Raw genomic sequence first — 26,363 nt, forward strand, 5'->3', positions numbered from 1 at the left:
CGTCGAGCCTCTTCTGGCTCTGCCGGTCGCAAAGCCCAGAAAAATGTTGGCGGACAAGGGTTTCGATGGCGACGACGTCCGTTCCAGCCTGTTGATGCGAGCCATTCTGCCGGTCATCCCGCCACGCGCAAATCGCCGCGATCCGCCATCGTGCGACTTCAAAGCCTACAAGGATCGCAACCGTATCGAGCGCATGTTCAATCGCATCAAACAGTTTCGACGCATCGCCACGCGCTACGACAAGACGAGACTTTCATACGAGAGTTTCCTCAACCTCGCCGCCGCGATGATCTGGATAACGGCTTTTGTCAACGCAACCTAGGATCGACGATGCCGTTTAGCACCATGATGTCGGCAACCGACACGTTGTACTTTTTTGCAATGGCCGACAGAGTATCGCCGCTTCGGACGGTAATCACCGTCGAGTCATTGTGAACGCGGACGCCGCCGGCGACGTAGGTGTGCAGATCCTCGACCTCGAAATTGTAGGTGGCCCAGCCCTCGACGACAGTGGGCGACAGGGCAAGACCGCCCGCGACGGGCATCTCCAGTCGGCTGGCGCGCTCGTAGAGGTGGGCGGTTTCGGCGGAATAGACGACGCGCCGCGCGGAAACGCGCTGCAACCGTCCGTCGGCGAGCACGATGGTGGCCTCGGTGCCGCCGTTGCGCTTTAAGATATCGCCGATAGTCGGGAAGTTGCCGAATTCATCGAGGAAGTGATGACTTGGCGTGCAGGTTAGCTCGCGGGTCTCGCCGGTCTCCTGCCAATTGAGAATAACCCACTCGGTTGTGATGTTGCGGAACAGGCGGGTGACCCGACGAGGGACGAGGTCGCCGCGACCGGATTGGTCGTTCCCAAAGGAAAGAACTTCTTCTCCGACAGATAATTCGGAGATAGGAATCAAACCTAAATTTCTTGTATGTATAGTTGTGCTAGGCGGAAAACACTGGACGCCTTGTAAAATATTTCCAATAGGAGAGCCTGCTTTTGATAGATAGTCAATAACCTCAGGAGGTGTTTCTATCCATTGCTTGTGTTCGAGGTAGAAATTATATTCTTTACTATGTAAAACCAATTCGATACTGACTGGATAGTACTTTAGACCGCTTCCTGCTAAAAGTTTCGTTGCCGGGCTATACGGCACTTCTCCGAAAACTCCGTAGGCCGCGTACGGAGATACTTCGACAGAATCGAATTTGATTGTCCAGTCAATTCCCAATCCAAAGATAAAAGATCCTCCGATTCCGCCAGAATAGCTAGGGGTCCATTCGCCTGTTTTGGGATTAAACTCTCCCCCGTACCCCGAAAAATGCTGACCGATTGACACTTTATTTTCTTTTGAAGCGCTAAAATTAATCGTAATGTCTCCATCATAAATGCCAATCCCTACTACACCCGAGATTTTCTGGTCAGACTTAATCTCGCTCATAATAACCGCCTTTCTAGTTGTTGAAAAGCCCAGATATAGTCTCAATTACGCACTTTGCGAAGGCATCCGGACCTTCTTGATTGAGGCACTGGCGAGATGCGCTATATACTAACTGATCCCGACTTCTTCTAATAGCATCCGTTGGGATTTTTTCCTGAGTTCCAACTAAAAATCCAAAAGAATACGACACTCCATAATAGAAACAATCTTCTAAATCTTTTTCGTCAATAATATCGTCTGCTACAATTATTGATTCACCGATTTCTACGTTATTATATTTACGATAAACTGCGCAATATTTTGAGTATATATTAAATGATATATTGGAGTCATATGGGGGTATGTTGTAGAATGTTGCCATTTGGTCGTATTTTTCTTTGATATTGTTTGTATTAATAGAGTTGTTGGAGAAGTATTGATGGCCATAAAATACGTTTATTAGTTGAGACCTGTCTTTTATGTCGGGCTGTTCCAAGTCTGTTTCATTTATTTGAATACCCGATGAATCAAGATACCGGTCTAGATATGCTGCTGCCCTATGAGCTGGGAGCTTTGGAACTGGGTCGACAAAATTTAGATACCCAATTGATAATCTGTATATTAATTTTCCGTATGTATTAAATTCAAATTTTTCCGTGATCCGATTCTTATCGGCGGTGGTCGCATTACATGCTATCGTAAGATTGAAGAGTAAAAATACAAAATTTACTGAAATAAATATAATCAAAAATCTGACGGCATTGTATGGATACTTTAATCTGGAGGGGGGGGTATCTGTGGAGCCAAATATTCTAAGCGACATAAGCTCCTCCTATAATTTCTGCGCCCGACGCCCGCATCAGCTTGTCGGTCGCCTTGAGATTCGATCCAGTGGTGACATGCACAAAGGTATGGCTGGCACCCTTCGATGCCGCCCATTGCTTAAGTCCGGCGATCAGTGCGAGAAACACCTTCGCCCGGCGGAGCGGCGGACTCTTGAAATCGACTACGATGACCTCGACGGTGCAGAAAGGCGGCCCGTCGCTCAGGATATAGGGCGCGATATGCCCTGCGGCAGCGCCGACGACCTCGGTACCTCGCTCCGCGACGAGTGCCACGCTGGTATTCGGTCTTGCCAGAAGCTCGCGCAGCCGCTTGTCGAACTTTTCGTCGGAGAAGGGCTGGTTCCGGAACGGCATCACCGTGTGGAGTTGGCGCATCAGCCGCAGCGTGCTCTCGCGGTCGCGCGGCTCAAACAGCCTCACGCGCAGGCCGCTTCCATTGGAAGCAGGGCCCGCCGCATCGGCGTCAATGCTCTCCAGCGCGCCGCCAATGGCGGCCGGATGACCGATATCGTCCACGCTGAATTCCCCTCGTCGCCGATGTTTCGCGCGAGGAATGCGGCACCAAGGCGCCGCCTGCACCTTCCCGCCCCAAGGGTGGTGCAAATCTCCTGCGAAGCACGCGACTGCGCTGGACGTTATCGTAAAAATTGTGTATGTCAATGGTTGCGGGAAACGTTTAGAAATATACCAATGTGATGGAATTTTCCCTTCATGATCGTTGCCGATGGGAATTTGTCAATCGACTTGACGAATACCTGTTGCCACCACGGTTTTGCATCCATTCTGTCGGCTCGATGGAGACGGCATCTTGAACGCGCCGGATGCGCGCCTTACTCCCGACAGCGGCATGGCGGCGCTCGCCGCGCTCGCCGGCCATCACAGGTTGCCTTTCGACGGGGCCGGCTTGCGTCATCGCCTGGCACTCGGCAGCGGGCCGGTCGGCGACCGCGATATCCTGCGGGCGGCCAAGGTCGCCGGCCTCAAGGCACGACGCTTTCCGATCAGGACGATCGAGGACCTGACGAAAGCGCCGCGGCCGGCGATCGTCGGTCTCGCCGATGGCGGCTACCGCATCCTGGTGGCCGTCGAGGCCGGCCGGCTGAAGTTCTACGACCCGACGAGCCGCGCGCTCTCAGAAGTGGAGGCCGCCGGCTTTCTGCGGGAGACTTCCGGCAGCCTCATCCTGGTGACGCGCCGCCTCGCCAGTGTCGAGGAGCGGCTGGGATTTGCCTGGCTGTGGGCCTCGCTCAGAAAGCACCGGATGGAGCTTGCCTTCGTGCTGGCCGCCTCGCTGGTTATCCAGCTGTTCGCGCTGGCGACGCCGCTCCTGTTCCAGATCGTCATCGACAAGGTGCTGGTCCACTACAGTCGGGCGACCCTGGTCACCGTCGTCGCCGCCATGGTGCTGGTGATCGTGTTCCAGACGGTGACGGAATATCTCCGCACCCATCTGCTCACCCAAACGGCGAGCCGTATCGACGTCGAGTTGGGCGCCGGCGTGTTCAGCCACCTCTTGAAGCTGCCTGTCGCCTATTTCGAGACACGGGCGGCCGGCCAGACGGTGGCGCGGGTGCGCGAGCTCGATCGCATCCGCCAGTTCATTACCGGCCAGGCGCTGACCGCCGGCCTCGACGTGATATTCGCGCTGCTCTTGATCGCTTGTCTCTATCTCTATTCGACGAAGCTCGCGGTGATCGTCACGCTGGCGGTGCCGGCCTATGTCGTCGTGGCGCTGGTGCTGCAGCCCTTGCTGCACGCCAACACCGAGGAGCGATTTCAGAAGGGCGCGCTCAGCCAGCAGCATCTCGTCGAGACGGTTCTCGGAGTGCAGACGCTGAAGTCGACCGCCTCCGAGCCGCAGAGCCAGGCCGATTGGGAGGACCGGCTCGCCGCCTTCGTGCACGCCTCGTTCCGCGGCGTGCTGCTGTCGGCGGTCGGCCAGTCGGCGATCCAGTGGATCAGCCGCAGCCTGTCGGCGCTGGTGCTGCTGTTCGGCGCCTGGGAGGTAATGGAGGGCCGGATGACCGTCGGCGGCCTCGTCGCCTTCAACATGATCATGTCGCAGGTCTCGGCGCCGGTGCTGCGGCTGTCGCAGCTCTGGCAGGACTTCCAGCAGGTGCGCGTCGCCGTCGACCGGCTCGGCGACGTGCTGTCGCATCCGGCCGAGCCGCGCCTCGGTGCCCTCGGCGCGCTGCCGGCGGCGCATGGCCACATCCGGCTTGCCGATGTCACCTTCCGCTACAGGGCCGACGCGGCACCGGTGATCGAGAATCTCAGCCTCGACATTGCGGCCGGCACCTCGATCGGCATCATCGGCCCATCCGGCTCGGGCAAGTCGACGCTGTCGAAGCTCGTCCAGCGACTCTACGTGCCGGAGCGTGGACAGGTGCTGGTCGACGGCATCGACATCTCGCAGGTCGACCCGACCTGGCTGAGGCGGCAGGTCGGCGTGGTGTTGCAGGAGAATTTCCTGTTCAACCGCTCCATCCACGACAACATCGCCCTCGCCAATCCGGCAATGACGCGGCGGCAGGTAATGCGCGCCGCCGAGCTGGCCGGTGCCGGTGGCTTCATTGCCGAGCTGTCGGCCGGCTACGATACCGTGCTGGAGGAGCGCGGCGCCAACCTGTCGGGCGGCCAGCGGCAGCGGCTGGCCATCGCGCGGGCGCTCGCAACCAGTCCGCGCATCCTCATCCTCGACGAGGCGACCAGCGCCCTCGACTACGAAAGCGAGGAGGCAATCCAGGCCAACATGCGCGAGATCGCTCGCGGGCGCACGGTGATCGTCATTGCCCACCGCCTCGCCGCCGTGACGCGTTGCGACCGCATCGTCACGCTGGCGCGTGGCCGGATCGTCGAGGATGGCACGCCGGGCGATCTCGTCCGGACAAGCGAGGGCTTCTTCGCCCGCATGCTGCAGTATCAGAACCGGCAGGTGTTCCAGTCATGACCGGGTCGTCGGAGGAAGGGGCGGGGGCGCCAGCGCCTGGGTTGCCGAAGGTGCCGGGCCGTTATGTCGAGTTTCTGCCGGCCGCCGTCGAAATATCGGCGCGGCCGACGCCCAAGCCGGTGATCGGGCTGATCGCCGTCATCTTCGCAGCGACGGTCGCCGCCATCGGCTGGAGCGCTGTCGCCCGGCTCGACGAATACACCAATGCCGTCGGTCGGGTGCGCACCGCCGAACCGCCAGCGCTGTTGCAGCCGGAGGAAGCAGGCAGGGTGACAGCGGTCTCGGTTGAGGATGGCGACACGGTGAGGGCGGGGCAGGTGCTGCTGACCCTCGACGATGCGGCGGTTCGTACCGAGCACGACGCTGCCAAGATATCGCTCACCGGCTGGCGGGCCGAGCGTCTTCGGCGGAAGACGGCCGTCGAGGCGGCGGTCGGCGGCCGACGTCCGGTGAATATCGAATTCGATCCGTCGGTTCCGCCAGACGTCGCCGCACGTGAGCGGGCGAGCCTCGAAGCGGCGCTGTCCGCCCTCGATGCCGCCGTTGCGGCGAAGACGGCCGAGGTGCGGGAGGCGGCGGCGCGGCGCACACGCATCGAAGGGGTGAAGGCCGTACGGGAGAAACTGGTTGCCGTGCTGACCGAGCGGCAGGCCATGCAGGAGAAGCTGCTCGAATCTGCTGCCGGATCGCGGGCGGCCGTGCTCGGCGTCAACGATCAGTTGTTCCGCGTTGAGGCCGATCTCGTCGACACCGCCACCCAGTTCGGCGAGATCGACGCTGCCGTCGAACGCATCGAGCGCGAGAGGCGGCAGATCGTCGAGCAGTTCCTCGACGAGGAGACCCGCGGTATCCAGGCGGCAGAGCGGCAGATCGAGCAACTCGGCAAGGAGGTGGAAGGCCTCGCCGACCGGCTGAAGCATTACGCGATCCGGGCGCCGATCGACGGCGTCGTACAGCAGCTCGCCGTGACCTCGCCTGGGCAGGTGGTGACGGCCGGCCAGCCGGTTGCCATCGTCGTGCCGGACGGCGGGCCGCTCGAGGTGGAGGCGTTGCTGCCGTCCGCTGATATTGGTTTCGTCACCCTCGGCGACGAAGCGGTGATCAAGGCCGACGCTTTCCCGTTCACGCGCTACGGCACTTTTTCAGGACGGGTTGTCGCGATCTCCGACGAGGCGGTCGCCGCCGCTAAGGTACTGGCGATGCAGGATGCTTCGGAAGCCGGGCGCGGCGAGGGCATCGGCCAACCGACCGGCATCCCGGATGTCGCCGGCCTGCACTACATATTGCGGATTGCCCCCGACCATCCCAACCGGACGAGCAGCGGCCGGCCCCTATCCCTCCAACCGGGCATGACGGTGCGGGTGGAGATCATGACGGAGAGTCGCAGCGTCCTCGGCTTCCTCATGTCGCCGCTCGCTGAGACACTGGCCAACTCCGGGCATGAGCGGTGAAAAATAGAACACGGCCATAAAGAAGGCGAGCATGCGCCCCGAGGGCGCACGCTCTTGAGACGTCACCCGAGCGCGGCCAGCAACTCGGCGATCTCGACGCTGGCGAAGCCCACCGCGCTGTCGGCGATGCCGTAGGGCAGGAACAGCCGCCCGGCATGGGCAAGCGCGCCGCAGGTGTAGACGACGTTCGGCACGTAGCCCTCGCGCTCGGCGTCCGACGGCGACAGGAGCGGCACGCGCGAGCGGGCCAGCACCTTGGACGGATCGTCCTTGTCCAGCAGCATGGCGCCGATGGCATATTTGCGCATCGGCCCGACGCCGTGGGTGAGCATCAGCCATCCCTCGTCAAGCTCGATCGGCGAGCCGCAGTTGCCGATCTGGATCAGCTCCCAGGGGTGAAGGGGGCCGGCGATGCGTTCGCCTTCATCCCAGTGGAAGATGTCGTCGGAGCGGATCAGGAACAGGTTCTCGTTGTCCTGCCGTCCGAGCATGGCATAGCTGCCGCCGACCTTGCGCGGGAACAGCGCCATGCCCTTGTTGCGCGCCGCCGATCCGCTCAAGGGGCGCAGCTCGAAGCGCCGGAAGTCGCGGGTGATCAGCAGTTCCGAGGCGATCGACGTGCCGCTGAAGGCGGTATAGGTGCCGTACCAGAGCTCTTCGCCGCCCGGATCCTGGAAGCGGACGAGCCGGAGGTCTTCGAGGCCGTTGCGCTGCGCCGGGGTCACCGGCAGCAGCACGGTCTCGTCGAGCGGCCCGTCGCCGTCGCGGACCACCCACACCTTGCCGTCCTCGCCGATCTCCGGCCGGGAGGCCACGGCGTAGCGGCTTTCCTCGGCCAGCCGCAATTCACCCTGGGCGTCAAGGACCCCCTCGCGGAAGGTGATCGAGGATATGTGGCCCTCGCCGACCGCCCTGAGCGACAGGAGGAAACGTATCTCGCCGGGCGCGAGGCCCGACTGGTCGGGATGCGGCACTACGCTGGGGTTCATCAGCGCCGCTGCCTCGAAGGAATATTCGTGGCAGAAATAGGCGCCGATCAGCAGCTGTTCGGCGTCGCGAAGCGGCTCGACGATGCCCATGTCGGCGGCGATGCCGGCATAGCGCTGCTCGAAGAACCGGCGGACCTCCCGGTGCCGGTTCTCGAAATCGGCCATCACCAGCGACAGCTCGGCCTGTACCGTGCGGTTGTCCATGGCCTGGACGGTGTCGATGATGCGCCGGGCACGGGCCTGCGAGGCGGGGTTGAGGCCGCGCGGTTCGGTCGCCAGCTGGAAGTTGCGCACGACCACCCGGCTGGCGGCCGCGTGCAGCCTGAGGGGCAGGAGCTGGAGCGTCATCGACGGGCCCTCGCCACCACCTCCTGTTCGGCATCGCCTTGTGCCAGCCTGTGCAGCCGTCGCATCGCGCTCACCGAGAACTGGAAGGCGAGGATGGACTCCGCGCCCTGGTTGAGGTTGACGCGATCGACCTGCAAACCGTCGTAGCAGCCGCCGTCGGCGGTCGCCAGCCGGAGGCCGAGGTCGTTGCGGCCGAGGTACCAGTCGAGGGCCGCCTCGGCATGGCGCCGCCACTCGGTGTCGCCGTCGGCCTCGAAAGCGGCGAGGCAGGCGTCGATCATCGCCCAGGCGTCCACCGGCTGCTGGTCGAAGGGCAGCGGGCGGCTGTAGAGCCGGCCGAAGCTCTCGGTGCCGACCGGGCGGAAATGACCGCCGTCACCGGTCTGCATCCCGGCCAGCCAGCCGAGGGCGGCGAGGCCGTCCGCCACCATCTCGGGACGACCGAGGTGGCGGCCGGCACGGATCAGCGCCTCGGGGAGGCGGGCGTTATCATAGGCGAGCACCGGCTCGAACCACAGCCAGTCCGGCCGCCGCTGCTCGCGCAGGAGGTCGTGCAACTGGGTGGAAAAGACGTCGAGCAGGGTCCGGGCCGGCCGGTGGCCGGGATAGACCGACAACCAGTCCACCAGCCCCAGCGTCGCGAAGGCGCGGGCGCGCGGACTGGTCAGCTCGGCGCTGGCCGGGATCACCCGTTCGGCAAGCCCGGTGGCCCACAGCTTCAGGCCGTGGTCGTCGGTGCCCGCTACCGCCCGGCCGAGCGCCCAGAGGCCGCGACCGTGGCTGTCCTGCGAGCCGATATCCTCCAGCCAGTTGCGCTGGTAGCCCATGAAGTTGCGGAAGGCGTTGCGGTCGTCGTCCCAGGCCGATTCCACGAAGGCGGCGCAGGTGCCGGCGATGCGGGTCGCCCGATCGATCTCGACGCCCTCGGCCTTCAGCTCGACGGCCAGCATCAGCGCGCGGGCGTTGTCGTCGAGGCAGTAGCCGTGACGGCGGTCGGGAATGGTGGAGCGGCCATGCTGAAGCATGCCGCAGCCGTCCATCATCCGGTCGACCGCCGCCAGTGTGGAGACGGGCGGGATCCGCTTGCCGGCGCGCAGGTTGCGCACCGGGCTCGACGGCCGCCCGCCGGCCCGCGCCTCGGCCAGCAGGTCGAGATAGGAGCGTCCCACCACCGGCCAGATCGCCTTGCGGCCGACGTCATAGGCGCGGCTGCGCAGCCGGTCGCGCCGGCCCTGATTGGTCAGGAGGTCGCCGATCTCCGCAGCGAGCGCCTTCGGGTCGCCGAATGGCACCAGCGCGCCGACATCGTCGGCCAGCAGCTCGCGGGCGTGCCAGTAGGGCGTCGAAACCACGGCCTTGCCGAGGCCGACCGCATAGGCCAGCGTGCCCGAGGTGATCTGCGCCTCGTTGAGATAGGGCGTGACATAGATGTCGGCCGCCGACAGCCAGGCTTGCAGGATCGGCGCGTCGACGTATTCGTTGACGAACATCAGGTGGTCGGCGACGCCGAGCGCCACCGCCTGCGCCTGCAATTTCTCGCGATAGGCTTCGCCCTCGTGGGCGACCAGATGCGGATGGGTTGCCCCCAGCACCACATAGACGAGGTCGGGATGCGCCTCTGCCAGATCGGGCAGGGCGTCGATCATGTTCTCGATGCCCTTGTTGGGCGACAACAAGCCGAAGGTCAAAACCACCTGCCGGCCGTCGAGGCCGAAGTTGTGCTTCTGGAAGGCCGGATCGAGGAAGGGCACGTCCGGGATACCATGCGGGATGACGGCGATCTTGTCCGGCGAGATATTCCAGTCGCGCGTCAGGATGGTGCGACCCATCTCGGTCATGACGACCAGCCGTGCCGATTGCTCGGCGAGGCGCATCATCACCCGCCGCTGGTCGGCGGTGGGATCGGTCAGCACGGTATGCAGCGTGGTGACAACCGGAGCGCGCAGCCGCTCGGTGAGCTTCAAGAGGTAACTGCCCGCCGCGCCGCCGAAGATGCCGAATTCGTGCTGGATCGACACCGCGTCGGGGTTCAGCGCGTTGATGTGATCGGCGGCGGCGGCATAGTCGTCCGCCTCGTGCTGGCCGATCTCGTAGCCAACCTCCTGCGGGTAGGCGTGCGTCTGTCCCGTGTCGGTCACGGCGACGGTGGTCAGCCTCAGGTCGCGGTTGGTGGTGACCAGCGCCTCGCGCAGATCGGCGGTGAAGGTGGCAATGCCGCACTTGCGGGGCGGGAAGTTGCCGATCAACGCCACATGGCCTACGGGCGGGGTGAGATTGTCGCTGGTCACTGGCGGGCCCTCCGAAAATCGGCGCCGTTACCCGCGGCGGCATGCGGGGCGGCGCTGAAAGAATTAGCGGAAATGAGAAATGCGGTTCGCATCCTGTTCTGTTGCGTCTTGATCAGCATCGGCTCGGCGTCCCAAACAGATGATGGTGAATGACGGTCGATAAAGTCTTGCCACTACAGGCAATTATCTGGTCAACCTACTAGAGATGGGGAAAGTAGAGGCCAATTTCAAGAGGTTGGAGACTGTGCGGAGCCTTGCGGCAGGGCATCCGTTGATTGCATGGGGCGATTCGTTGCTGAATTTTTCGGTCGTCATTCATTTGGAAATAACGCCGACCGACGGATGCGGTTCCTCAAGAAACGATCTACGAAGATGCCAGCGACGCCGGCCGGAAGCGGCGACGGCCGGCGCGCCGCCGTTGCGGGAAGCGGAGCGCGGCATGGAGAAGATTCGCCGTCGGGCCGGGCGGCGTTGTCTTGGAATTGTCGGATAGCAACCTATATAGTCTTGAAATCTTGCGTTGAAATTCCGATCATGTCGTAGCATGTGCGAGCCGGCTGACATTGGTTTGACGGAGCGACACGCAGCAGGTTGCGAAGGAGAGCGTTTTTGCCCGACACCGCACCACGGAGTCCGTTCGCCTGCCGCCATTGCCGGTTTGCTTCCAGCCCGACCCTTCCCGATGCCGGACAGACGGTGACCGCATGACCAGCGCCTTGATCCTTGTCGCGGCGGTGCTGCTCGTCGCCCATCTCGCCACCGTCGTGCTCTATCTGGCGCGTCTCCGCCGCCGGCCGCCGGAGGTCGGAGCCATCGGGCTGCCGCCGGTGACGCTGCTGCGGCCGGTCTGCGGCCGCGAGGCGTTCGACCGCGAGACGCTGGAGAGTTCGTTCGAGCAGGACTATCCGGACTACGAGATCATCTTCTGCGTGCCGTCTGAGTCCGATCCGGCGACACCACTTCTGCGCGAGCTGATCGCCGCCCACCCCGAGCGCAAGGCGCGGCTCTTCACTGACCAGAGGCTGGTAACGCGCAATCCCAAGCTCAACAATCTCTGGCAGGGCTGGCAAGCGGCCGCCACCGAATGGGTGTGCATGTCCGACAGCAACCTTCGCCTGCCGCCCGACTATCTCCGCACCGTCGTCGCCACCTGGGACGCCGACACCGGCCTCGTCTCGTCGCCGCCATCCGGCGAGCGGCCGGAAGGAATGGCCGGCGCGCTGGAATGCGCCTTCCTCAACAGCAATCAGGCGCGGCTGCAATTTGCCTCCGACAGCCTCGGCAACGGCTTCGCCCAGGGCAAGACGCTGTTCTGGAAGCGGCGGATGCTGGACGAGGCCGGCGGCATCGAAGCGCTCGGCGCCTATCTCGCCGAGGACGTCAACGCCACCAAGCTGGTGCGGGCGGCCGGTCTCGAAGTGCGCCTGACGCCGCAGCCCTTCGCCCAGCCGATCGGCCGGCGGACCTTCCGGCAGGTCTGGAACCGCCAGCTACGCTGGAGCCGGGTGCGGCGCGACGGTTTCCCCTGGCTATTCGCCGTCGAGCCGCTGAACGGTCCGCTGGTGCCGTTGGTGCTGGCGGCGGCGGCCCTGCATCGGCTCGACCTGTCGATGCTGCTCGTCGTCGTCTTCGTCGCGCTCTGGTATGGCGCCGAGATCCTGCTGATGCGGCTCGCCCGCTGGCCGGCCGGCTGGCGCGACATGCTGGCGCTGCCGCTGCGCGACCTCTGGCTGCCCGCCATCTGGGTCGCCACCTTCCTCAGTCGCGACATCGAGTGGCGGGGCACCGCGATCAAGCCGGCCAGCGACGAAGACGAACGCCTGACGCCGGTGCTGATGGATCATGATTGACCACGCCGCCCTCTCCGGCATGATGTCGGACTATGGACTGTGGGTGCTGACGCCGCTCGCCGTGCTCGAGGGGCCGATCGTCACGGTTGTCGCCGGCTATCTGGCCAGCCTGTCGGTGATCAGCCTCGCTTGGGTGGTCCCCTGCCTGGTCCTCGCCGACGTGGTCGGCGACGTCATGCTCTATCTCCTGGGGCGCTACACCGTCGGCCGCCTCAGTCCGGCCTGGGGTGAGCGGTTCGGCGTGTCGCGGCGGCGAGTGTTCGGCCTGATGCGCGGCTTCCGCCGCAACGGCACCGGCATTCTGGTCGCCGCCAAGCTGACCCACGCCGCCGGTTTTGCGGCGCTGACGGCGGCCGGCGCCGCGCACATGCGCTTTTCGACCTTCTTGTGGGTCAACACGCTGGCCAGCATACCGAAAACCCTGTTCTTCCTCGCTCTCGGCTACCTGTTCGGCAACGCCTACGCCACCATCGAGCGCTGGATGTCGCCGTGGGCGATGCTGGCGCTGGCCCTCGTGCTGGTGGCGATCGCCGTCGCCTATTTCCAATTCAGGAGGACCGGCCCATGACGCCCCGGAGCTTCACCTGCCTCATACCCGCCTTCAACGAGGCGGCGCGTCTGCCGCGGGTGCTCGATGCCGTGCTCGGCCATCCGCTTCTCACGCGCGTCGTGGTCATCGACGATGGCTCGACCGACGGCACTGGCGAGGTGGCGCAGGCCCGCGGCGCCGAGTTGATCACCGCGCCCGAGAACCTCGGCAAGACGCGCGCCCTGCTGCTCGGCCTCCGGACGGTGACGACCAGCCACGTGGTGCTGATCGACGCCGATCTGCTCGGACTGACGCCGGCGGCGATCACCGCGCTGATCACCCCGGTGGGGAATGGCGACGCCTATACCTCCGTCTCGCTGCGCGGCAATGCACCGTGGACGTGGCGCCAGATCGGCATCGACTACATCTCCGGCGAGCGGGCGTTCCCGATGGAGCTGATCGCCGGCCAGCTCGACGAATTGGAGCATCAGCGCCGCTTTGGCTTCGAGGTATTCCTCAATGCGCTGATCGTGGCGAGCGGTCGGCCGGTATCGGTGGTCCACTGGCCGGAGGTGGCCAGCCCGGCCAAGTCGGTGAAGCGCGGACTGTGGCGCGGCGTGCGATCCGACGCCGCCATGCTCGCCGACATCGCCGGCACCATCGGCGTCATGGGTTTCGTGACGCAGATCCGCCACTTGCGCAACCTGAGCGCTCACTGACCACCGCCCGTTCGACGGGTTTTGCCCATTGCTTCTGGCCGCTCCGGGGGGGCGCTGCCGTCAGTTGTCGTCCGAATGGCCGGTCCTGCCGAGGCCCAGGCCCATTCCGCCGCCGCCCATGGCTGCCATGCCACCGCCACCTCCACCCTCCGAGCCACCGCCGGCCTTGCCGCCGCCGGCCTTGCCGCCCCGAGCGGAGCCGCCCGGCTGGCGCGTCGGTCCCTGCCGGGGGATCGCCACGTCGGCCGGCACCGGCCCGAGATCGAGTGCCTTGCGGATATAGTCGCGCAGCGACACCACCAGTTCGTCGGTCCGCACCGGCTGGCCCGCCGCCATGTCTCTCGCCGCCTCGGCGGCCAGGCGGACATGCTCCTCGGTGCCGAGCAGGATGATGTCCGACAGCGCCGCTTCCACCTGGTCGCGGATGCGCCGGGCGCGGTCGGAGCCGGCCTGGGCGACAGCCTCGGCTGCCTCGCCACCACCGCGGGCGATCAGATCGCGCAGGTGGGTGGGGTCCACCGTCAGCTCGCCGGTGAACGAGCCGCCCAGCGCCTTGTAGGCGGCGATCAGCGCGCCCAGACGCTCGTTGATCTGGCGGTTCACCCGCTGCTGGCGCTGCTGGATGGTCAGCATCATCACCACGCGGATGCCGACGCCGATCAGCGTGAACACCGCCAGTCCGAGAAGGGTGGTGAGGACCCCCTGCCAGGAGCTGAAATCGAAAGAACGCATCGGACCCTCGCTTTGCTGTCGTGCTGGTGGCGACGATAGCCGGATTCGCGGGAGACGTGTTCAGGTGCGACGGTCGAGCCGGTCGACGAGGCGATCGCCGGACCGCCGGATGCCCGGCATCAGCACGATCGGTTCCGCGGCGACGGCGACCATCACGCCGGTCTTCAAGCGCCGATTGCCCAGCCATGGCCGAGGCTACGGCCAGCGGCACCGGGCCGAAGCTGCGGCAGCCGGACCCGAGATCGGCATCGTCGTTTTCATGGCCGACTGTGGCAGATGCCCGCTCGGCCGACGAAGCCGTGCATGAGGATTGTGTAAAAGGGCATGAGGAATTCTTTCTCGTCGCCATGACAGGGCAGATGGATTCTCCAGGGCTTGTTGTCGGCAGGTTCAAATGCCCGACAGGGCCTGCCGTTGCCGGCGATGATGCTGTAGCGGCCTCCTCGCGAACCTCGATGGGCAAGTGATCGCCCGACCAGGACCAACTCGATTTGCCGGTGACAACGTCGCTCCACGTCCATGAAAAGGCCGTGCCATGCGTGGAGGGGCATGGCACGGCCGCCGGCTACCTATGTTCGGCGACAATTCCCCGAACGGCGCCTGCTGATCAATATGCGTAGTACATGGTCTGAATTGCCTTGGTATCGGCGGTCTTGGTCAGCGCCAGCATCAGCAGGATGCGAGCCTTTTGCGGGTTGAGCGTATCGGACACCACGAAATCCAGTTCGTCGTCGTTGGCCTCACCATTGCGGGCGACGATGCCGTTGCCGACACGCGAGGAGCGAACCACCACGACGCCTTTCTTGCGAGCCTCGATGAGGTCGGGCTTGATGCCGGCGCCAAGGCTGCCGTCGCCGACAGCGGCATAGACGATGCCCTTGTCGCCGGCGCCGACGAAGGCGTTGAGAGCGATCGGGTTGACGTTGGCGTAGCCGTAGACGATGTCCACCGCCGGCAGCTTGTCGAGATTGCTGACGTCGAACTCGGACTGAGCGGTATGTTTGCGCAGCGACTGCCGATAGAAATGCGGTGCATTGTTCTGCATGTAGCCGATGACGCCCAGTTCTGGCGTGCGGAAGGTGCTGGTCAGCGACGTGTTGGTCTTGGTCACGTCGCGGGCTGCACTGATCTCGTCGTTCATGGCGATCATGACGCCCTTGCCCTCGGCCTCCTTGGAGCCGGCGAGTACGACAGCGTTGTAGATGTTGACGGGACCATCGGCCGAGATCGCCGTCGACGGGCGCATGGCGCCAACCATGACCACTGGCTTTTCCGATTTCACCGTCAGGTCGAGGAAGTAGGCAGTTTCTTCGAGCGTGTCTGTGCCATGCGTGATGACAATGCCGTCAACGTCAGGCTGGGCCAGCAGGGCGTTGACCCGCTTCGCCAGCTTCAACCAGTGATCGTTGGTCATGCTCTCGCTGGCGATCTGGAAGATCTGCTCGCCCTTGACGTTGGCAACCTTGTTGATTTCCGGCACCGCCTCGATCAGCGCCTCGACGCCGACCTTGGCGGCGGTATAGCCGACGGTGGTGGTGCTGTTGGCACCCGTTCCGGCAATGGTGCCGCCCGTCGCAAGAATCGTGATGTTCGGCAGATGGCCGCCGTCTGCGGCCTCGGCGGTATAGCCGGTGCAGGCCAGCGACAGCGCGAACACCGGCGCCACGGCAAACCTCGTCATGAACTCCATCTTGGTCATGCGTTCCTCCGCTTGTGCTTTGTTACTCCGAGCCTCCCCGGAGCCGGCCCTTCCTCCTTGATGGGCCGATGCAAGACGGATTGAGCAAGCCATATGCCAGCACGTGCGGAGCCGGAAATATTGTGCATCTCTTTGAAAGATATAGATTTTTATACTAATCGGAATGCGATTCCCATTCGGTTCTCCGAACGCCGCCTTCAGACCGTTCGAAATGCCGTACACGGTGCCGGCTACCAACTCCGCTATATTCTGGTGCCATACCGCCTAAACACAACTAAAAATAGAAAAAGAACTGGTTTCGGCGTCAAAAGCGAGCCGCCGCTACCCGGTGGGCAGCGCTGGAATAGACTTTGGTCGTTTTCGGGAGGGTGATTCAACGCCGAACCGGTCTCCGCGTCGAACGTGTTCGGCTTTCCGAATAGGGCGTCTCCACAGAGGAGATCCCCAGCCGGCCGGCGGTTCAGCCGAGGTTGAGTTCGGCGAAGAAATCGTTGCCCTTGTCGTCGATGACGATGAAGGCCGGAAAGTCGATGACATCGATCTTCCAGACCGCCTCCATGCCGAGTTCGGCAAATTCGACGAGTTCCACCTTCTTGATGCAATCGCGGGCGAGCCGGGCCGCCGGGCCGCCGATCGAGCCAAGGTAGAAGCCGCCGTGGCGGGCGCAGGCCTCGCGCACGACGCGCGACCGATTGCCCTTGGCCAGCATCACCATCGAACCGCCGACGCCTTGAAACTGATCGACGTAGGCGTCCATGCGACCGGCCGTGGTCGGCCCGAACGAGCCGGATGCATGGTTCGGCGGCGTCTTGGCCGGACCGGCGTAGTAGATCGGGTGATCCTTGAAATAACCGGGCAAAGGCTCCCCCCGCTCGAGCCGTTCGCGCAGGCGGGCGTGGGCAAGGTCTCGGGCGACGATCATCGGGCCACTGAGACTGAGGCGGGTGCGGATCGGATGGCGCGACAGCGTGCTGAGTATGTCGGCCATCGGCCGGTTGAGGTCGATCTCCACCACCTCTCCGCCGAGGCTCCGCGCATCGATATCCGGCAGGAAGCGGGCCGGGTTGCGCTCAAGTTCTTCGAGGAACACGCCATCGCGGGTGATCTTGCCGAACGCCTGCCGGTCGGCCGAACAGGAAACGCCGATGCCGATCGGCAGCGAAGCGCCGTGGCGCGGCAGGCGAACGACACGCACGTCGTGACAGAAGTATTTGCCGCCGAACTGGGCGCCGACGCCGGTCGCCTGCGTTGCCTGGAAGACCTCGGCCTCGAAAGCGAGATCGCGGAAGGCGTGGCCAGCCGTGGAACCGGCGGTGGGCAGTCCGTCGAGCGCCTTGGTCGACGCGAGCTTGACCGTCTTGAGGTTCATCTCGGCCGATGTGCCGCCAATGACGATGGCCAGATGGTAGGGCGGACAGGCGGCCGTCCCGAGCGTCAGGATCTTCTCCTTGATGAACGCCAGCATGCGATCATGGGTCAGCAATGACGGCGTGCCCTGAAAAAGGAAGGTCTTGTTGGCCGAGCCGCCGCCTTTGGCAATGAACAGGAATTTGTAGGCGTCCTCGCCCTCGGCGTAGATGTCGATCTGCGCCGGCAGATTGTCGCCGGTGTTGGTCTCGTCAAACAGGGTCAGGGGCGCGAGCTGGGAATAGCGCAGGTTCCTGGAAGCGTAGGCCTCGCGCACGCCTTCGCCGAGCGCCGCGGAATCGCCACCGGCGGTCCAGACGCGGCGGCCTTTCTTGGCCGAGATGATCGCCGTGCCGGTATCCTGGCACATCGGCAGGACGCCTCCTGCCGAGATGCAGGCGTTCTTCAGGAGGTCGTAGGCAACGAAGCGGTCGTTGTCCGTTGCGTCGGGGTCATCGAGGATCGACGCGAGTTGGCTGAGATGGGCCGGCCGCAACAGGTGGTTGATGTCGTCAAAGGCGGTGGCGGCAAGAAGCCGCAGCGCCTCAGGCTCGACCTTCAGGATGGTCTCGCCCTCGAAGATCGCCGTGCTCACCAGATCGCCCGTCAGCTTGCGGTAGGGCGTGCTGTCGGCCGCAAGAGGAAACAGGCCGCTCACATCATCGGACATCGGGCTAAACTCCCATCGAGGAACTGGCCGGCGCAATCCCGGTGCCGGAACATGCGTGGCCGGCTGTCTAGCGCGCCGCCGCGGCAGGGGCCAATAGCGGCTGTCACGTCAAATGGGATGAATGAAGCTGGCCATTTTCTTGCCGCCGTTCGCGGTGCCGAACGGCTTCTCAAACGCGTTCGGATTTCCGAACAAGCCGGGAAATTCCGATAGAAACCTTTTGATAACAATACGATCAGTTGTTGCAGCCGAGAATGAGTTGCAACGACGCCCGCCGCAGGATCAGCCATCACGTCACGATGCGGACACATCGTTCGGATTTCCGAACAAGCCGATATTCGCCCCGCGGAAAGACGTTACATAACAATCACTTGCTGATCACGTCTTCGCGGCGCTGTTGGCACGCCACTTGCCGGTATGGCCAAGCCTTCTTGGGCGAACGGGCTGAAAACTGGGAGAGAGTGATGCCCACAGACAAGACAAGAATCGAACACGACCTGCTCGGCGACCTGGAGGTACCGGACAGCGTCTACTACGGGGTTCATACCCTGCGCGCCGTCGAGAACTTCCCCGTGACGGGTACGCCGATCGCGCAATATCCCGACCTCATCGGCGCGCTGGCGATGATCAAGCAGGCCGCTGCCCGCGCCAATGCCGAACTGGGGCTGCTGCCGCCGCCGGTCGCCGATGCGATCGTCGCCGCCTGCCGCGAAATCCGGGATGGCCGGCTCAACGACCAGTTCGTCGTCGACGTGATCCAGGGCGGCGCCGGCACCTCCACCAACATGAACGCCAACGAGGTGATCGCCAACCGGGCACTGGAAATCATGGGAGCGAAGCGCGGCGAGTACAAGCGCCTGCATCCCAATGAACACGTCAACATGAGCCAGTCCACCAACGACGTCTATCCGACGGCGCTGAAGGTGGCGACCTATGCCGGCATTTACCGGCTGGTCGATGCCATGGCCCATCTCCGGGCGGCATTCCAGCGCAAGTCCGACGAGTTCCGCGACGTGCTGAAGATGGGCCGCACCCAGCTCCAGGACGCCGTGCCGATGACGCTCGGCCAGGAGTTCGCCACCTATGCCGTGATGCTCGAGGAGGACGAGGATCGCCTCAAGGAAGCCGCGCAGCTGATCCGCGAGATCAATCTCGGCGCCACCGCCATCGGCACCGGCATCAACGCCCATCCCGGCTATGCCGCGCTGGTCTGCCGCCATCTGGCCGAGATATCCGGCATCCCGGTGATCACCGCGCCCAACCTCATCGAGGCGACCCAGGACTGTGGCGCCTTCGTGCAGCTGTCGGGCGTGCTGAAGCGCGTCGCCGTCAAGCTGTCGAAGGTCTGCAACGATCTGCGCCTTCTGTCGTCGGGTCCGCGCGCCGGCTTCGGCGAAATCAACCTGCCTGCCCGTCAGGCCGGTTCGTCGATCATGCCGGGCAAGGTCAACCCGGTGATCCCGGAAGTCGTCAACCAGATCGCCTTCGAGGTCATCGGCAACGACATGACGGTGTCGCTCGCCGCCGAGGCCGGCCAGCTCCAGCTCAACGCCTTCGAGCCGATCATCGCCCACAGCCTTTTCAAGTCGATCACCCACCTGAGGCAGGGCTGCTACATCCTCGCCGACAAATGCGTCGACGGCATTACCGCCAACAAAGGGCGGCTTGAGGCCATCGTCCGCGACTCGATCGGCATCGCCACCGCGCTCAACCCGTTCATTGGTTACGCCAATGCCACGGAAGTGGCGGTGGAGGCTCATCGGACCGGCCGGGGTGTTGCCGAACTGGTGCTCGAGCGGGGGCTGATGAGCGAGGAAGAACTCGCGGACGTTCTCCGTCCCGATGTTCTCACCCATCCGCGCCTGTTCAAAGCCCGGTCCGAGGCTTTCGTACAATAACTATAATCAGGGAACCCAAGGTACACGCAAATGCACGCCATGAACACAACCCCGCAGAAGAAGTCGCGCCAGTCGACTTACATTCTCATCGCCATGGTCCTCGGCATCCTTGCCGGTTACGTCTGCAACAAGACGGCCGCCACGCCGGATGACGCCAAGGCGGTCGCCAGTTATTTCGCGATGATGACGGACATCTTCCTCCGCCTCATCAAGATGATCATCGCGCCGCTGATCTTCGCGACGCTGGTTTCCGGCCTCATCAACATGGGCGACGCCAAGACCGTCGGCCGCATCGGTGGCCGGGCCATCGGCTGGTTCCTGATGGCCTCGATCCTGTCGCTGACCATCGGTCTCGTCCTCGCCAACCTGCTGCAGCCGGGCGGCAGCCTCAGCATCCCGCTGCCGGACGTCAACGCCGCCGTCGATCTCAAGACGTCGTCCCTGAACCTCAAGGACTTCCTGACCCACGTCTTCCCGCGCAACATCTTCGAGGCCATGGCGGGCAACGAGATTCTGCAGATCGTGGTGTTCTCGGTGTTCTTCGGCCTGGCGCTCGGTAACGTCCGCCACATCAAGGCGGCCGACACGATGGCCACCGCCATCGAGGGCGCCGTTCCCGCCATGCTCAAGGTGACCAGCTATGTCATGCTGTTCGCCCCCATCGGCGTGTTCGCGGCCATCGCCAACGTCGTCACCACCCAGGGCCTCGGCGTGCTGACGGTCTACGGCAAGGTCATGGGCGGCTTCTATTTCGCCCTGCTGATCCTTTGGGCCGTGCTGATCGGCCTCGCCTACCTCGTGCTGAAGAACAAGGTGTTCCCGCTGCTCAGCGCCATTCGCGATCCGATGATCCTCGGCTTCTCGACCGCGTCGAGCGAGGCCGCCTATCCGCGCGTCATGGAAGCGCTGAAGCGTCTCGGCATTTCCGAGCGCGTCATCGGCTTCGTGCTGCCGCTCGGCTATTCGTTCAACCTCGACGGCTCGATGATCTACACCACCTTCGCCGCCTTGTTCGTGGCGCAGGCCTACAACATCCCGATGGATCTCGGCACCCAGATCACCATGCTGCTGGTGCTGATGGTGTCGTCGAAGGGTATCGCCGGCGTGCCGCGTTCGGCTCTCGTCGTCGTCGCCGCGGTGATGCCGATGTTCAACCTGCCGGAAGCCGGCGTGCTGTTGATCATGGGCATCGACGTGTTCCTCGACATGGGCCGCACGGCGACCAACGTGCTCGGCAACTCGATTGCCACGGCCGTCATCGCCAAATGGGAAAACGCCTACGACGCTCAGGAAAGCGTCGAGGAAATCGAGATGGAAGCCGCTCCCGAAGCGGCCTGACGGACAATGCGCCGCCTGCCCCGGAGGCGGGCGGCGCGTTTCGCCGGCAACTGCCGGCAACGAGGCGGATGACTTGGCGATGCGGCCAACTTGCCAACGTCTCTGGACAAGCGATGTGGTCGGTGCCAAGCAGAAACCGTCGCATAGACGGAGACGGCCGGAGGCCTCGCGGCCCATGACTCAACGCCATGCCCAGCGATCGCTCGCTCTGATGCTGACCGTCATTCTTGCGGCGGCGCTGACGCTGAGCTTTATCGGATTCAAGGTCAGCGAGGGGACAAGCCTCGCTTACCTGGCCGATCGCGGGCGTCAACGGCTCGATCTCTACGAGACCAGCCTGGAACGCGAGATCGACAAATATGCCTTCTTCCCGGCGACGCTCGGTCTTGAGCGGGATGTCGTCGACCTCCTCGTCAACGGCGGCGAGGACCAGAGGCGGCGGATCAACCGCTACCTTTCCGAACTCAACAAGCGCGCCGGCTCGCTGTCGATCTACGTTCTCGATTCGCGCGGCCATGTGATCGCCGCCAGCAACTGGGACCAGCCCGACAGCTTCATCGGCGAGGACTTGTCCTACCGGCCCTATTTCCACGATGCCATGGCGAAACGAACCGGTCGCTTCTTCGGCATCGGTACGACGCGCGGCCAGCCGGGCTATTATCTCGCATCCCCCATACTCGTCGACGAGCACGCGATGGGCGTGGCGGTCGTCAAGGTGAGTCTGGAGCAGCTCGAGACGTCATGGTCGACCGTCGAGGCGCCGGTACTGGTCACCGACGAGAACGGCGTCGTCATTCTTGCCTCCGTCCCGTCGTGGAAGTTCACCACCCTGACGCCGCTCAGCGAGGAGCGCCGCCGGGACCTTGCGCAATCGCTCCATTACAACGCGCGCCCTTTGCCGCCGCTCGGCCTCAAGTCGCTGGGGGTCGTCGGCTTCGGCGCGGACGAGATCGTCCAACTTGTTCGCCCCGAGGCGGAGGCGTCTCAAGCCTTTCCGGTCTCCGGCCTTTTCCTGTCCCAGTCGGCGCCGCTCAGAGGCACCGACTGGCGCCTCACCGTGCTCTCGCCCTTTGGCGATCTGCGCACCATGGCCTGGTTGAATGCCGCGCTGGCCGCGGCGGGCGGCGTCATACTGGGCGTCGCCATGATCGCCCTCTATCAACTGCGCGTGCGCACGTGGGAACGGCTGCGCGCCCGCGAAGCGCTGCAACGCGCGCATGACGAACTCGAGCGCAAGGTCGAGGAGCGGACGCGGACGCTCAAGGAGGCGCAGGACGAACTGGTGCATGCCGGAAAGCTCGCGGTGATCGGCCAGATGTCGGCGGGGCTCGCCCACGAACTCAATCAGCCGCTCGCCGCCTTGCACACCCTTTCCGACAATGCGGTCAAGTTCATGCAGCGGGGGCTTCCCGGAGAGGCGGAGAGCAACCTGAAGCTCATCTCGGAACTCGTGACGCACATGGGGACGCTGACCAGCCAGCTCAAATCCTTCGCGCGCAAATCCACCGGCATGCCGAGACCGGTCGATGTGCGGCGCTCCATGGAGAACGCCCTGTTTTTCCTCGACCGCCGCCTGTCGCAACGGTCGATCCGGCCGGAGATCGACGTCGAGCCGGACGATCTCGCCGTGCTCGCCGACGCCAACCGGCTGGAACAGATCCTGGTCAACCTGCTCGCCAACGCCATCGACGCGGTCGAAGGGGTGGAGGAGCCGCGCCTCCACCTGTCGGTCCGGCGTGACGGCGCGCGCGTCCGCATCGAAGTCCGTGACAACGGCCCCGGACTGAGCCAGAGCGTGCGGAGCCGGCTGTTTGAGCCGTTCTTCACGACCAAGGACTCGGGGGGCGGCCTCGGACTGGGGCTTGCCATCTCGGCCGGTATTGCCAGAGACTTCGGTGGCTCGCTGTCGGCTCTCGACATCGACGACGGCGGGGCGCTGTTCGTCCTTGAGCTGCCGTCGGCGCTCGCCTCGGAGACCATCGATGCCTGACGCATTCAGGGTGCTGATCGTCGAAGACGATCCCAATGTCAGGCGCGGCTGCCAGCAGGCGCTGGTGCTGGAAGGCATCGTCGCGGATGCGGTCGACAGCGCCGAGAGTGCCTGGCGCTACATCACCGAGAACGTGCCGGCGGTGGTGGTCTCCGACATTCGCCTGCCCGGCATGGACGGCATGGCGCTGATGGCGCGCATCCGCGCCTTCGATGCCGACCTGCCGGTGGTGCTGATGACCGGCCATGGCGACATTTCGCTCGCCGTTCAGGCCATGAAGGAGGGCGCCCAGGACTTCATCGAAAAGCCCTTCTCATCGATCCATCTCGTCGAGGTCACGCGTCGCGCGCTGGAGAAGTCCCGGCTGGTGCATGAGGTTCGGGACCTGCGCCGGCAGCTCAAGAACGGCCAGAATCTCGAAACGCGCATCATCGGCAAATCGCCGCAGATCCAGATGGTGCGGCGGCGCATCGTCGATCTCGGCCAAGCCGCGGCAGACGTGCTGATCATGGGTGAAACGGGCACCGGCAAGGAACTGGTCGCCCAATGCCTGCACGATTCGAGCCCGCGCCAGAACGGCAACTTCGTCGCCCTCAATTGCGGCGGCATGCCCGAGAGCCTGATCGACAGCGAGATTTTCGGTCACGAAGTCGGCGCCTTCACCGGAGCCGCCAAGCGGCGGATCGGCAAGATCGAGCACGCCAATGGCGGCACGCTGTTCCTCGACGAGATCGAGAGCATGCCGATGCAGATGCAGATCAAGCTGCTGCGCGTGCTTCAGGAGAGAACCATCGAGCGGCTCGGCTCCAATCAGGTGATCGAAATCAACTGCCGTGTCATCGCCGCTTCCAAGGCCGACCTGCGCGAACTTGCCGATCAGGGGCGCTTCCGCGCCGATCTCTATTATCGTCTCAACGTCGCGACACTGCGCCTGCCGCCCCTGCGCGAAAGGCGCGACGATATCGGCCTGCTGTTCGAGCATTTCGCCCATCAGGCCGCCGCCCGCTACGGCCGCCCGGTCCCGCGTGTCGACAGTGACAAACTGCAGGCATTGATGGCCTACCAGTGGCCGGGCAACGTGCGTGAACTCAAGAATGCCGCCGACCGTTGGGTGCTGGGCGACGTCGAGGGATTCCCGCTCGACGACCCGGATGGCGACAACCGCCGGTCGCTGACGGAAACGCTGGAAGTCTTCGAGCGCCGGCTGATTTCCGAGGCGCTGCGTCGCAACGGCATGTCGCTGTCACGCGCCGCTGAAGATCTCAAGATGGCGAAGACCACCCTTCACGATCGTATCCGGAAGTACAAACTCTCGATTCGCTAGGGTGTGGCGATAGTCTGGTTGCCTGAGCATGTTAAAGACACGCTCGCCAGTCTTCTTCACCAGCGTCGAATCCGATCTGCACGCAGCACAGCCTAGGAGGCCGACGGTCCGCCGGCTGCCGGCGGCCAGACGTCGGTGTCGTGGTCGGGGTGCTGGTGGTTGCTGCTGCTGATGCGATGCAGCATCTCAGGATTGCTGGCATAGGTCGGGCTGTCGCCCGGCACCTCTGTCAGGGTGGCGAACCAGGAGACCCGGCTCTCATTGCCGTATTGATTCTCCGGCGCCGCCCGGTCGGGCTCATCGAGAGTGCCGGCCAGCACGCCGAACTCGTCGTCTTCAGGGTAATCGAAGGTCATCGGCGTGCCGCAGGCGCTGCAAAAGCCCCGCCGCCCGACGTCCGAACTCCTGAAATAGGCAAGGGCGCCACGCGTCAGGTGGAAGGCCGCCTTGGGAATCGGGCAGATCACCGCGAACGGTCCGCCCACCGCCTTCTGGCACATCCGGCAATGGCAGACGTGGACGTTGCGCGGCCGCTGGCTGAGCGCATAGCGCACCGCGCCGCACTGGCAGCCCCCGGTGAGACGGACTTCATCCATGCTTGGCTCCTCCGCAACCGGCCGGCGTCCGGCGGCCGGCCGGGCGATTGTCGACGGGCCGGCGCCGGCAGGCAAGCCCCCTGTCTCCCTGCCAGAGACGATATCGCCGGAAAGAACCAATCCGCCGGGGCCGGCTTCACGCCGCCTTGGCGAAACGGCGGGGATGCACGGGACCGCGGCCGCCGCCGAGCGCCGGCAGGAGGTTGGCGATGTCGGACAGGTCCCGCACCGACAGGTCGATGTCCGGTGCGGCGGCGACGGCCTCGACATGCTCCTGACATCGGGCGCCGACCGCGACGCCGGCGATACCCGGCCAGACGAGGCTCCAGGCGGCGGCGACGGCGGCGGGCGTCACGCGGCGGCGGACGGCGACCGTCCGGATGAGCCGCCGCAGCGGCGCGAGGCACGGCTCGTCGGCATCCGGTTTGGCGTGAAGCAGCGCGCCGCCGCCCAGCGCCCGGTAGGCGATGACGGCCGGCGCCGGCGTCCGTCGCCACAGCAGATCGCTGTCGCCGACGCGGCGGTCGATCAGCGACAGTTCGACGTAGACGGCGTCGCAGGCGTCGATCCGCTCGGCGCGTTCGAGGCGGGCGCTGTCGGGGGCGACGAGGCCGATGGCGCGGGCAAGACCGCCCTGCTTGAGGTCGATCAGCGCCGACCAGGCATCCTCGAACAGCGCGTCGGTGGTGCCGTCGGCGAGGTTGAGCTTGATGAGGTCGACCGCCTCGACGCCGAGCCGGCCGAGCGACCGCTCGAACTGCTGGCGCAGGCGGCGCGGCTCCAGCGTCGGCTGTCGTGCCGCCCGGCGGCTGCGGCCGTCCCAGTCGAAGCCGACGGCGGTGGCGATGAAGGGGCGACTTGCCGCCGGCAAGGCGGCGAGGACGCGGCCAACCGCCCGCTCGGCGGCACCGAGGCCGAACACCGCGTCGGTGTCGAGCCAGTTGATGCCGAGGTCGAGCGCGCGGCGGATGGTCGCCTCCGCGAGGTCGTCGTCGCCGGCCGCGCCGAAGGCTGCTGTGCCAAGCCCGATCCGCGACAGCGGCGCGCCGCTGGCGGTGGCGAGAAAGCGCGGCATTCGGTCTTCCGGCATGCTCCCGTCTCCCAGGCAATGGTGGCCGGCCGTGGCTGGTATTCCTGAGAAGGCTAGTCAATATTGCGGCGGATCATCAGGCTTGAGATTTCCTTTTGCCGGGAGATGCTGGAACGATATGCCGCGATACGCCCCTTTTGCCGCACGTGCTTTGCCCGCCGGCTTCGGGCCGGACAAGATGACCGCCTCCTGTTGCCCCGTGGCGGGGTAAGGATGCGCCGGTTGACGCCGCGTCCACGCG

Annotated in this window: 21 protein-coding genes; 11 read left to right on the forward strand and 10 right to left on the reverse strand. The window is 64.5% G+C overall.

The features are described from left to right. The coding region (locus tag H512_RS0108155; RefSeq protein WP_156899423.1) for a transposase at positions 1-322 on the forward strand (322 nt) is incomplete at its 5' end. Here the strand turns inward: H512_RS0108155 and H512_RS26295 are convergent. Genes H512_RS26295 through H512_RS0108165 form a run of 3 tightly spaced genes read right to left on the reverse strand, consistent with a single transcriptional unit; the run spans position 309 to position 2,770 of the window. Beyond that, a complete protein-coding gene (locus H512_RS26295; RefSeq protein WP_084798367.1) occupies positions 309-1,430 on the reverse strand; it encodes a LysM peptidoglycan-binding domain-containing protein in 1,122 nt (373 codons plus the stop codon). The two genes, H512_RS0108155 and H512_RS26295, sit on opposite strands and share 14 nt — an antisense overlap. Before the next feature lie 13 nt (positions 1,431-1,443). Continuing rightward, complete coding sequence (locus H512_RS26905) at positions 1,444-2,232, reverse strand: hypothetical protein (protein ID WP_156899424.1); 789 nt, start codon at positions 2,230-2,232, stop codon at positions 1,444-1,446. Next, positions 2,222-2,770 (reverse strand): GNAT family N-acetyltransferase, encoded by a 549-nt coding sequence (locus H512_RS0108165; protein ID WP_053239679.1) that lies wholly within the window; start codon positions 2,768-2,770, stop codon positions 2,222-2,224. Before H512_RS0108165 ends, H512_RS26905 begins: the two co-directional genes overlap by 11 nt. Positions 2,771-3,062: 292 nt before the next feature. Here H512_RS0108165 and H512_RS0108170 point away from each other — a divergent pair, with 292 nt between their 5' ends. Both H512_RS0108170 and H512_RS0108175 read left to right on the forward strand, forming a co-directional pair. Continuing rightward, entirely contained in the window at positions 3,063-5,204 is a 2,142-nt protein-coding gene (locus H512_RS0108170) for a type I secretion system permease/ATPase (RefSeq protein ID WP_245585371.1), read from the forward strand. Beyond that, positions 5,201-6,655 carry an HlyD family type I secretion periplasmic adaptor subunit gene (locus H512_RS0108175; RefSeq protein ID WP_084798368.1) on the forward strand — a complete coding sequence of 485 codons (1,455 nt, stop codon included), beginning with the start codon at positions 5,201-5,203 and terminating at the stop codon, positions 6,653-6,655. The genes H512_RS0108170 and H512_RS0108175 overlap by 4 nt, the downstream gene beginning before the upstream one ends. A 62-nt stretch (positions 6,656-6,717) precedes the next feature. Here the strand turns inward: H512_RS0108175 and H512_RS0108180 are convergent, their stop codons facing one another. Together H512_RS0108180 and H512_RS0108185 are read right to left on the reverse strand one after the other, a co-directional pair. Further along, the gene (locus H512_RS0108180; protein ID WP_026783041.1) at positions 6,718-7,992 is read right to left on the reverse strand and encodes a glycoside hydrolase family 130 protein; all 1,275 of its coding nucleotides are present in this window, start codon (positions 7,990-7,992) and stop codon (positions 6,718-6,720) included. Continuing rightward, complete coding sequence (locus H512_RS0108185; RefSeq protein WP_026783042.1) at positions 7,989-10,280, reverse strand: glycosyltransferase; 2,292 nt, start codon at positions 10,278-10,280, stop codon at positions 7,989-7,991. Before H512_RS0108185 ends, H512_RS0108180 begins: the two co-directional genes overlap by 4 nt. A gap of 704 nt (positions 10,281-10,984) precedes the next feature. Between H512_RS0108185 and H512_RS23130 the strand changes: the two genes are divergently transcribed. From H512_RS23130 to H512_RS0108200, 3 genes are read left to right on the forward strand one after another with little or no spacing between them, the layout of a single operon-like run. Next, positions 10,985-12,130: a ceramide glucosyltransferase gene (locus H512_RS23130; protein WP_036790748.1), complete on the forward strand. Its 1,146-nt coding sequence runs from the start codon at positions 10,985-10,987 to the stop codon at positions 12,128-12,130. Then, a complete protein-coding gene (locus H512_RS0108195; protein WP_026783043.1) occupies positions 12,123-12,698 on the forward strand; it encodes a DedA family protein in 576 nt (191 codons plus the stop codon). Before H512_RS23130 ends, H512_RS0108195 begins: the two co-directional genes overlap by 8 nt. Further along, positions 12,695-13,378 (forward strand): glycosyltransferase family 2 protein, encoded by a 684-nt coding sequence (locus H512_RS0108200; protein ID WP_026783044.1) that lies wholly within the window; start codon positions 12,695-12,697, stop codon positions 13,376-13,378. Before H512_RS0108195 ends, H512_RS0108200 begins: the two co-directional genes overlap by 4 nt. A 60-nt stretch (positions 13,379-13,438) precedes the next feature. On the opposite strand, the gene H512_RS0108205 is transcribed toward H512_RS0108200, so the two are convergent. Further along, the gene (locus H512_RS0108205) at positions 13,439-14,110 is read right to left on the reverse strand and encodes a KH domain-containing protein (RefSeq protein ID WP_026783045.1); all 672 of its coding nucleotides are present in this window, start codon (positions 14,108-14,110) and stop codon (positions 13,439-13,441) included. 185 nt (positions 14,111-14,295) lie between these two features. Between H512_RS0108205 and H512_RS26910 the strand changes: the two genes are divergently transcribed. Then, a complete protein-coding gene (locus tag H512_RS26910) occupies positions 14,296-14,577 on the forward strand; it encodes a hypothetical protein (protein WP_156899425.1) in 282 nt (93 codons plus the stop codon). Positions 14,578-14,717: 140 nt separating this feature from the next. On the opposite strand, the gene H512_RS0108215 is transcribed toward H512_RS26910, so the two are convergent. Then, positions 14,718-15,809: a type II asparaginase gene (locus H512_RS0108215; protein WP_245585372.1), complete on the reverse strand. Its 1,092-nt coding sequence runs from the start codon at positions 15,807-15,809 to the stop codon at positions 14,718-14,720. 460 nt (positions 15,810-16,269) lie between these two features. Then, complete coding sequence (locus tag H512_RS0108220; RefSeq protein WP_026783047.1) at positions 16,270-17,886, reverse strand: fumarate hydratase; 1,617 nt, start codon at positions 17,884-17,886, stop codon at positions 16,270-16,272. Between the two features lie 464 nt (positions 17,887-18,350). Here H512_RS0108220 and aspA point away from each other — a divergent pair, with 464 nt between their 5' ends. From aspA to H512_RS0108245, 4 genes are all read left to right on the forward strand, one after another. Beyond that, positions 18,351-19,784 carry an aspartate ammonia-lyase gene (gene aspA / locus H512_RS0108230; protein WP_026783048.1) on the forward strand — a complete coding sequence of 478 codons (1,434 nt, stop codon included), beginning with the start codon at positions 18,351-18,353 and terminating at the stop codon, positions 19,782-19,784. Between the two features lie 39 nt (positions 19,785-19,823). Further along, a complete protein-coding gene (locus tag H512_RS0108235) occupies positions 19,824-21,122 on the forward strand; it encodes a dicarboxylate/amino acid:cation symporter (protein WP_026783049.1) in 1,299 nt (432 codons plus the stop codon). 115 nt (positions 21,123-21,237) lie between these two features. Next, a complete protein-coding gene (locus tag H512_RS0108240) occupies positions 21,238-23,112 on the forward strand; it encodes a sensor histidine kinase (RefSeq protein ID WP_245585373.1) in 1,875 nt (624 codons plus the stop codon). Beyond that, positions 23,105-24,436, forward strand: a complete 1,332-nt coding sequence (locus H512_RS0108245; RefSeq protein ID WP_026783051.1) for a sigma-54-dependent transcriptional regulator — start codon at positions 23,105-23,107, stop codon at positions 24,434-24,436. The genes H512_RS0108240 and H512_RS0108245 overlap by 8 nt, the downstream gene beginning before the upstream one ends. A 92-nt stretch (positions 24,437-24,528) precedes the next feature. On the opposite strand, the gene H512_RS0108250 is transcribed toward H512_RS0108245, so the two are convergent. After that, positions 24,529-25,032 (reverse strand): GFA family protein, encoded by a 504-nt coding sequence (locus tag H512_RS0108250; protein WP_026783052.1) that lies wholly within the window; start codon positions 25,030-25,032, stop codon positions 24,529-24,531. 136 nt (positions 25,033-25,168) lie between these two features. Next, positions 25,169-26,122 (reverse strand): aldo/keto reductase, encoded by a 954-nt coding sequence (locus H512_RS0108255; RefSeq protein ID WP_084798369.1) that lies wholly within the window; start codon positions 26,120-26,122, stop codon positions 25,169-25,171. Positions 26,123-26,363 lie beyond the last annotated feature (241 nt).

Source organism: Pleomorphomonas koreensis DSM 23070, assembly GCF_000425185.1.
In the GTDB taxonomy this organism is placed as follows: Bacteria; Pseudomonadota; Alphaproteobacteria; order Rhizobiales; family Pleomorphomonadaceae; genus Pleomorphomonas; species Pleomorphomonas koreensis.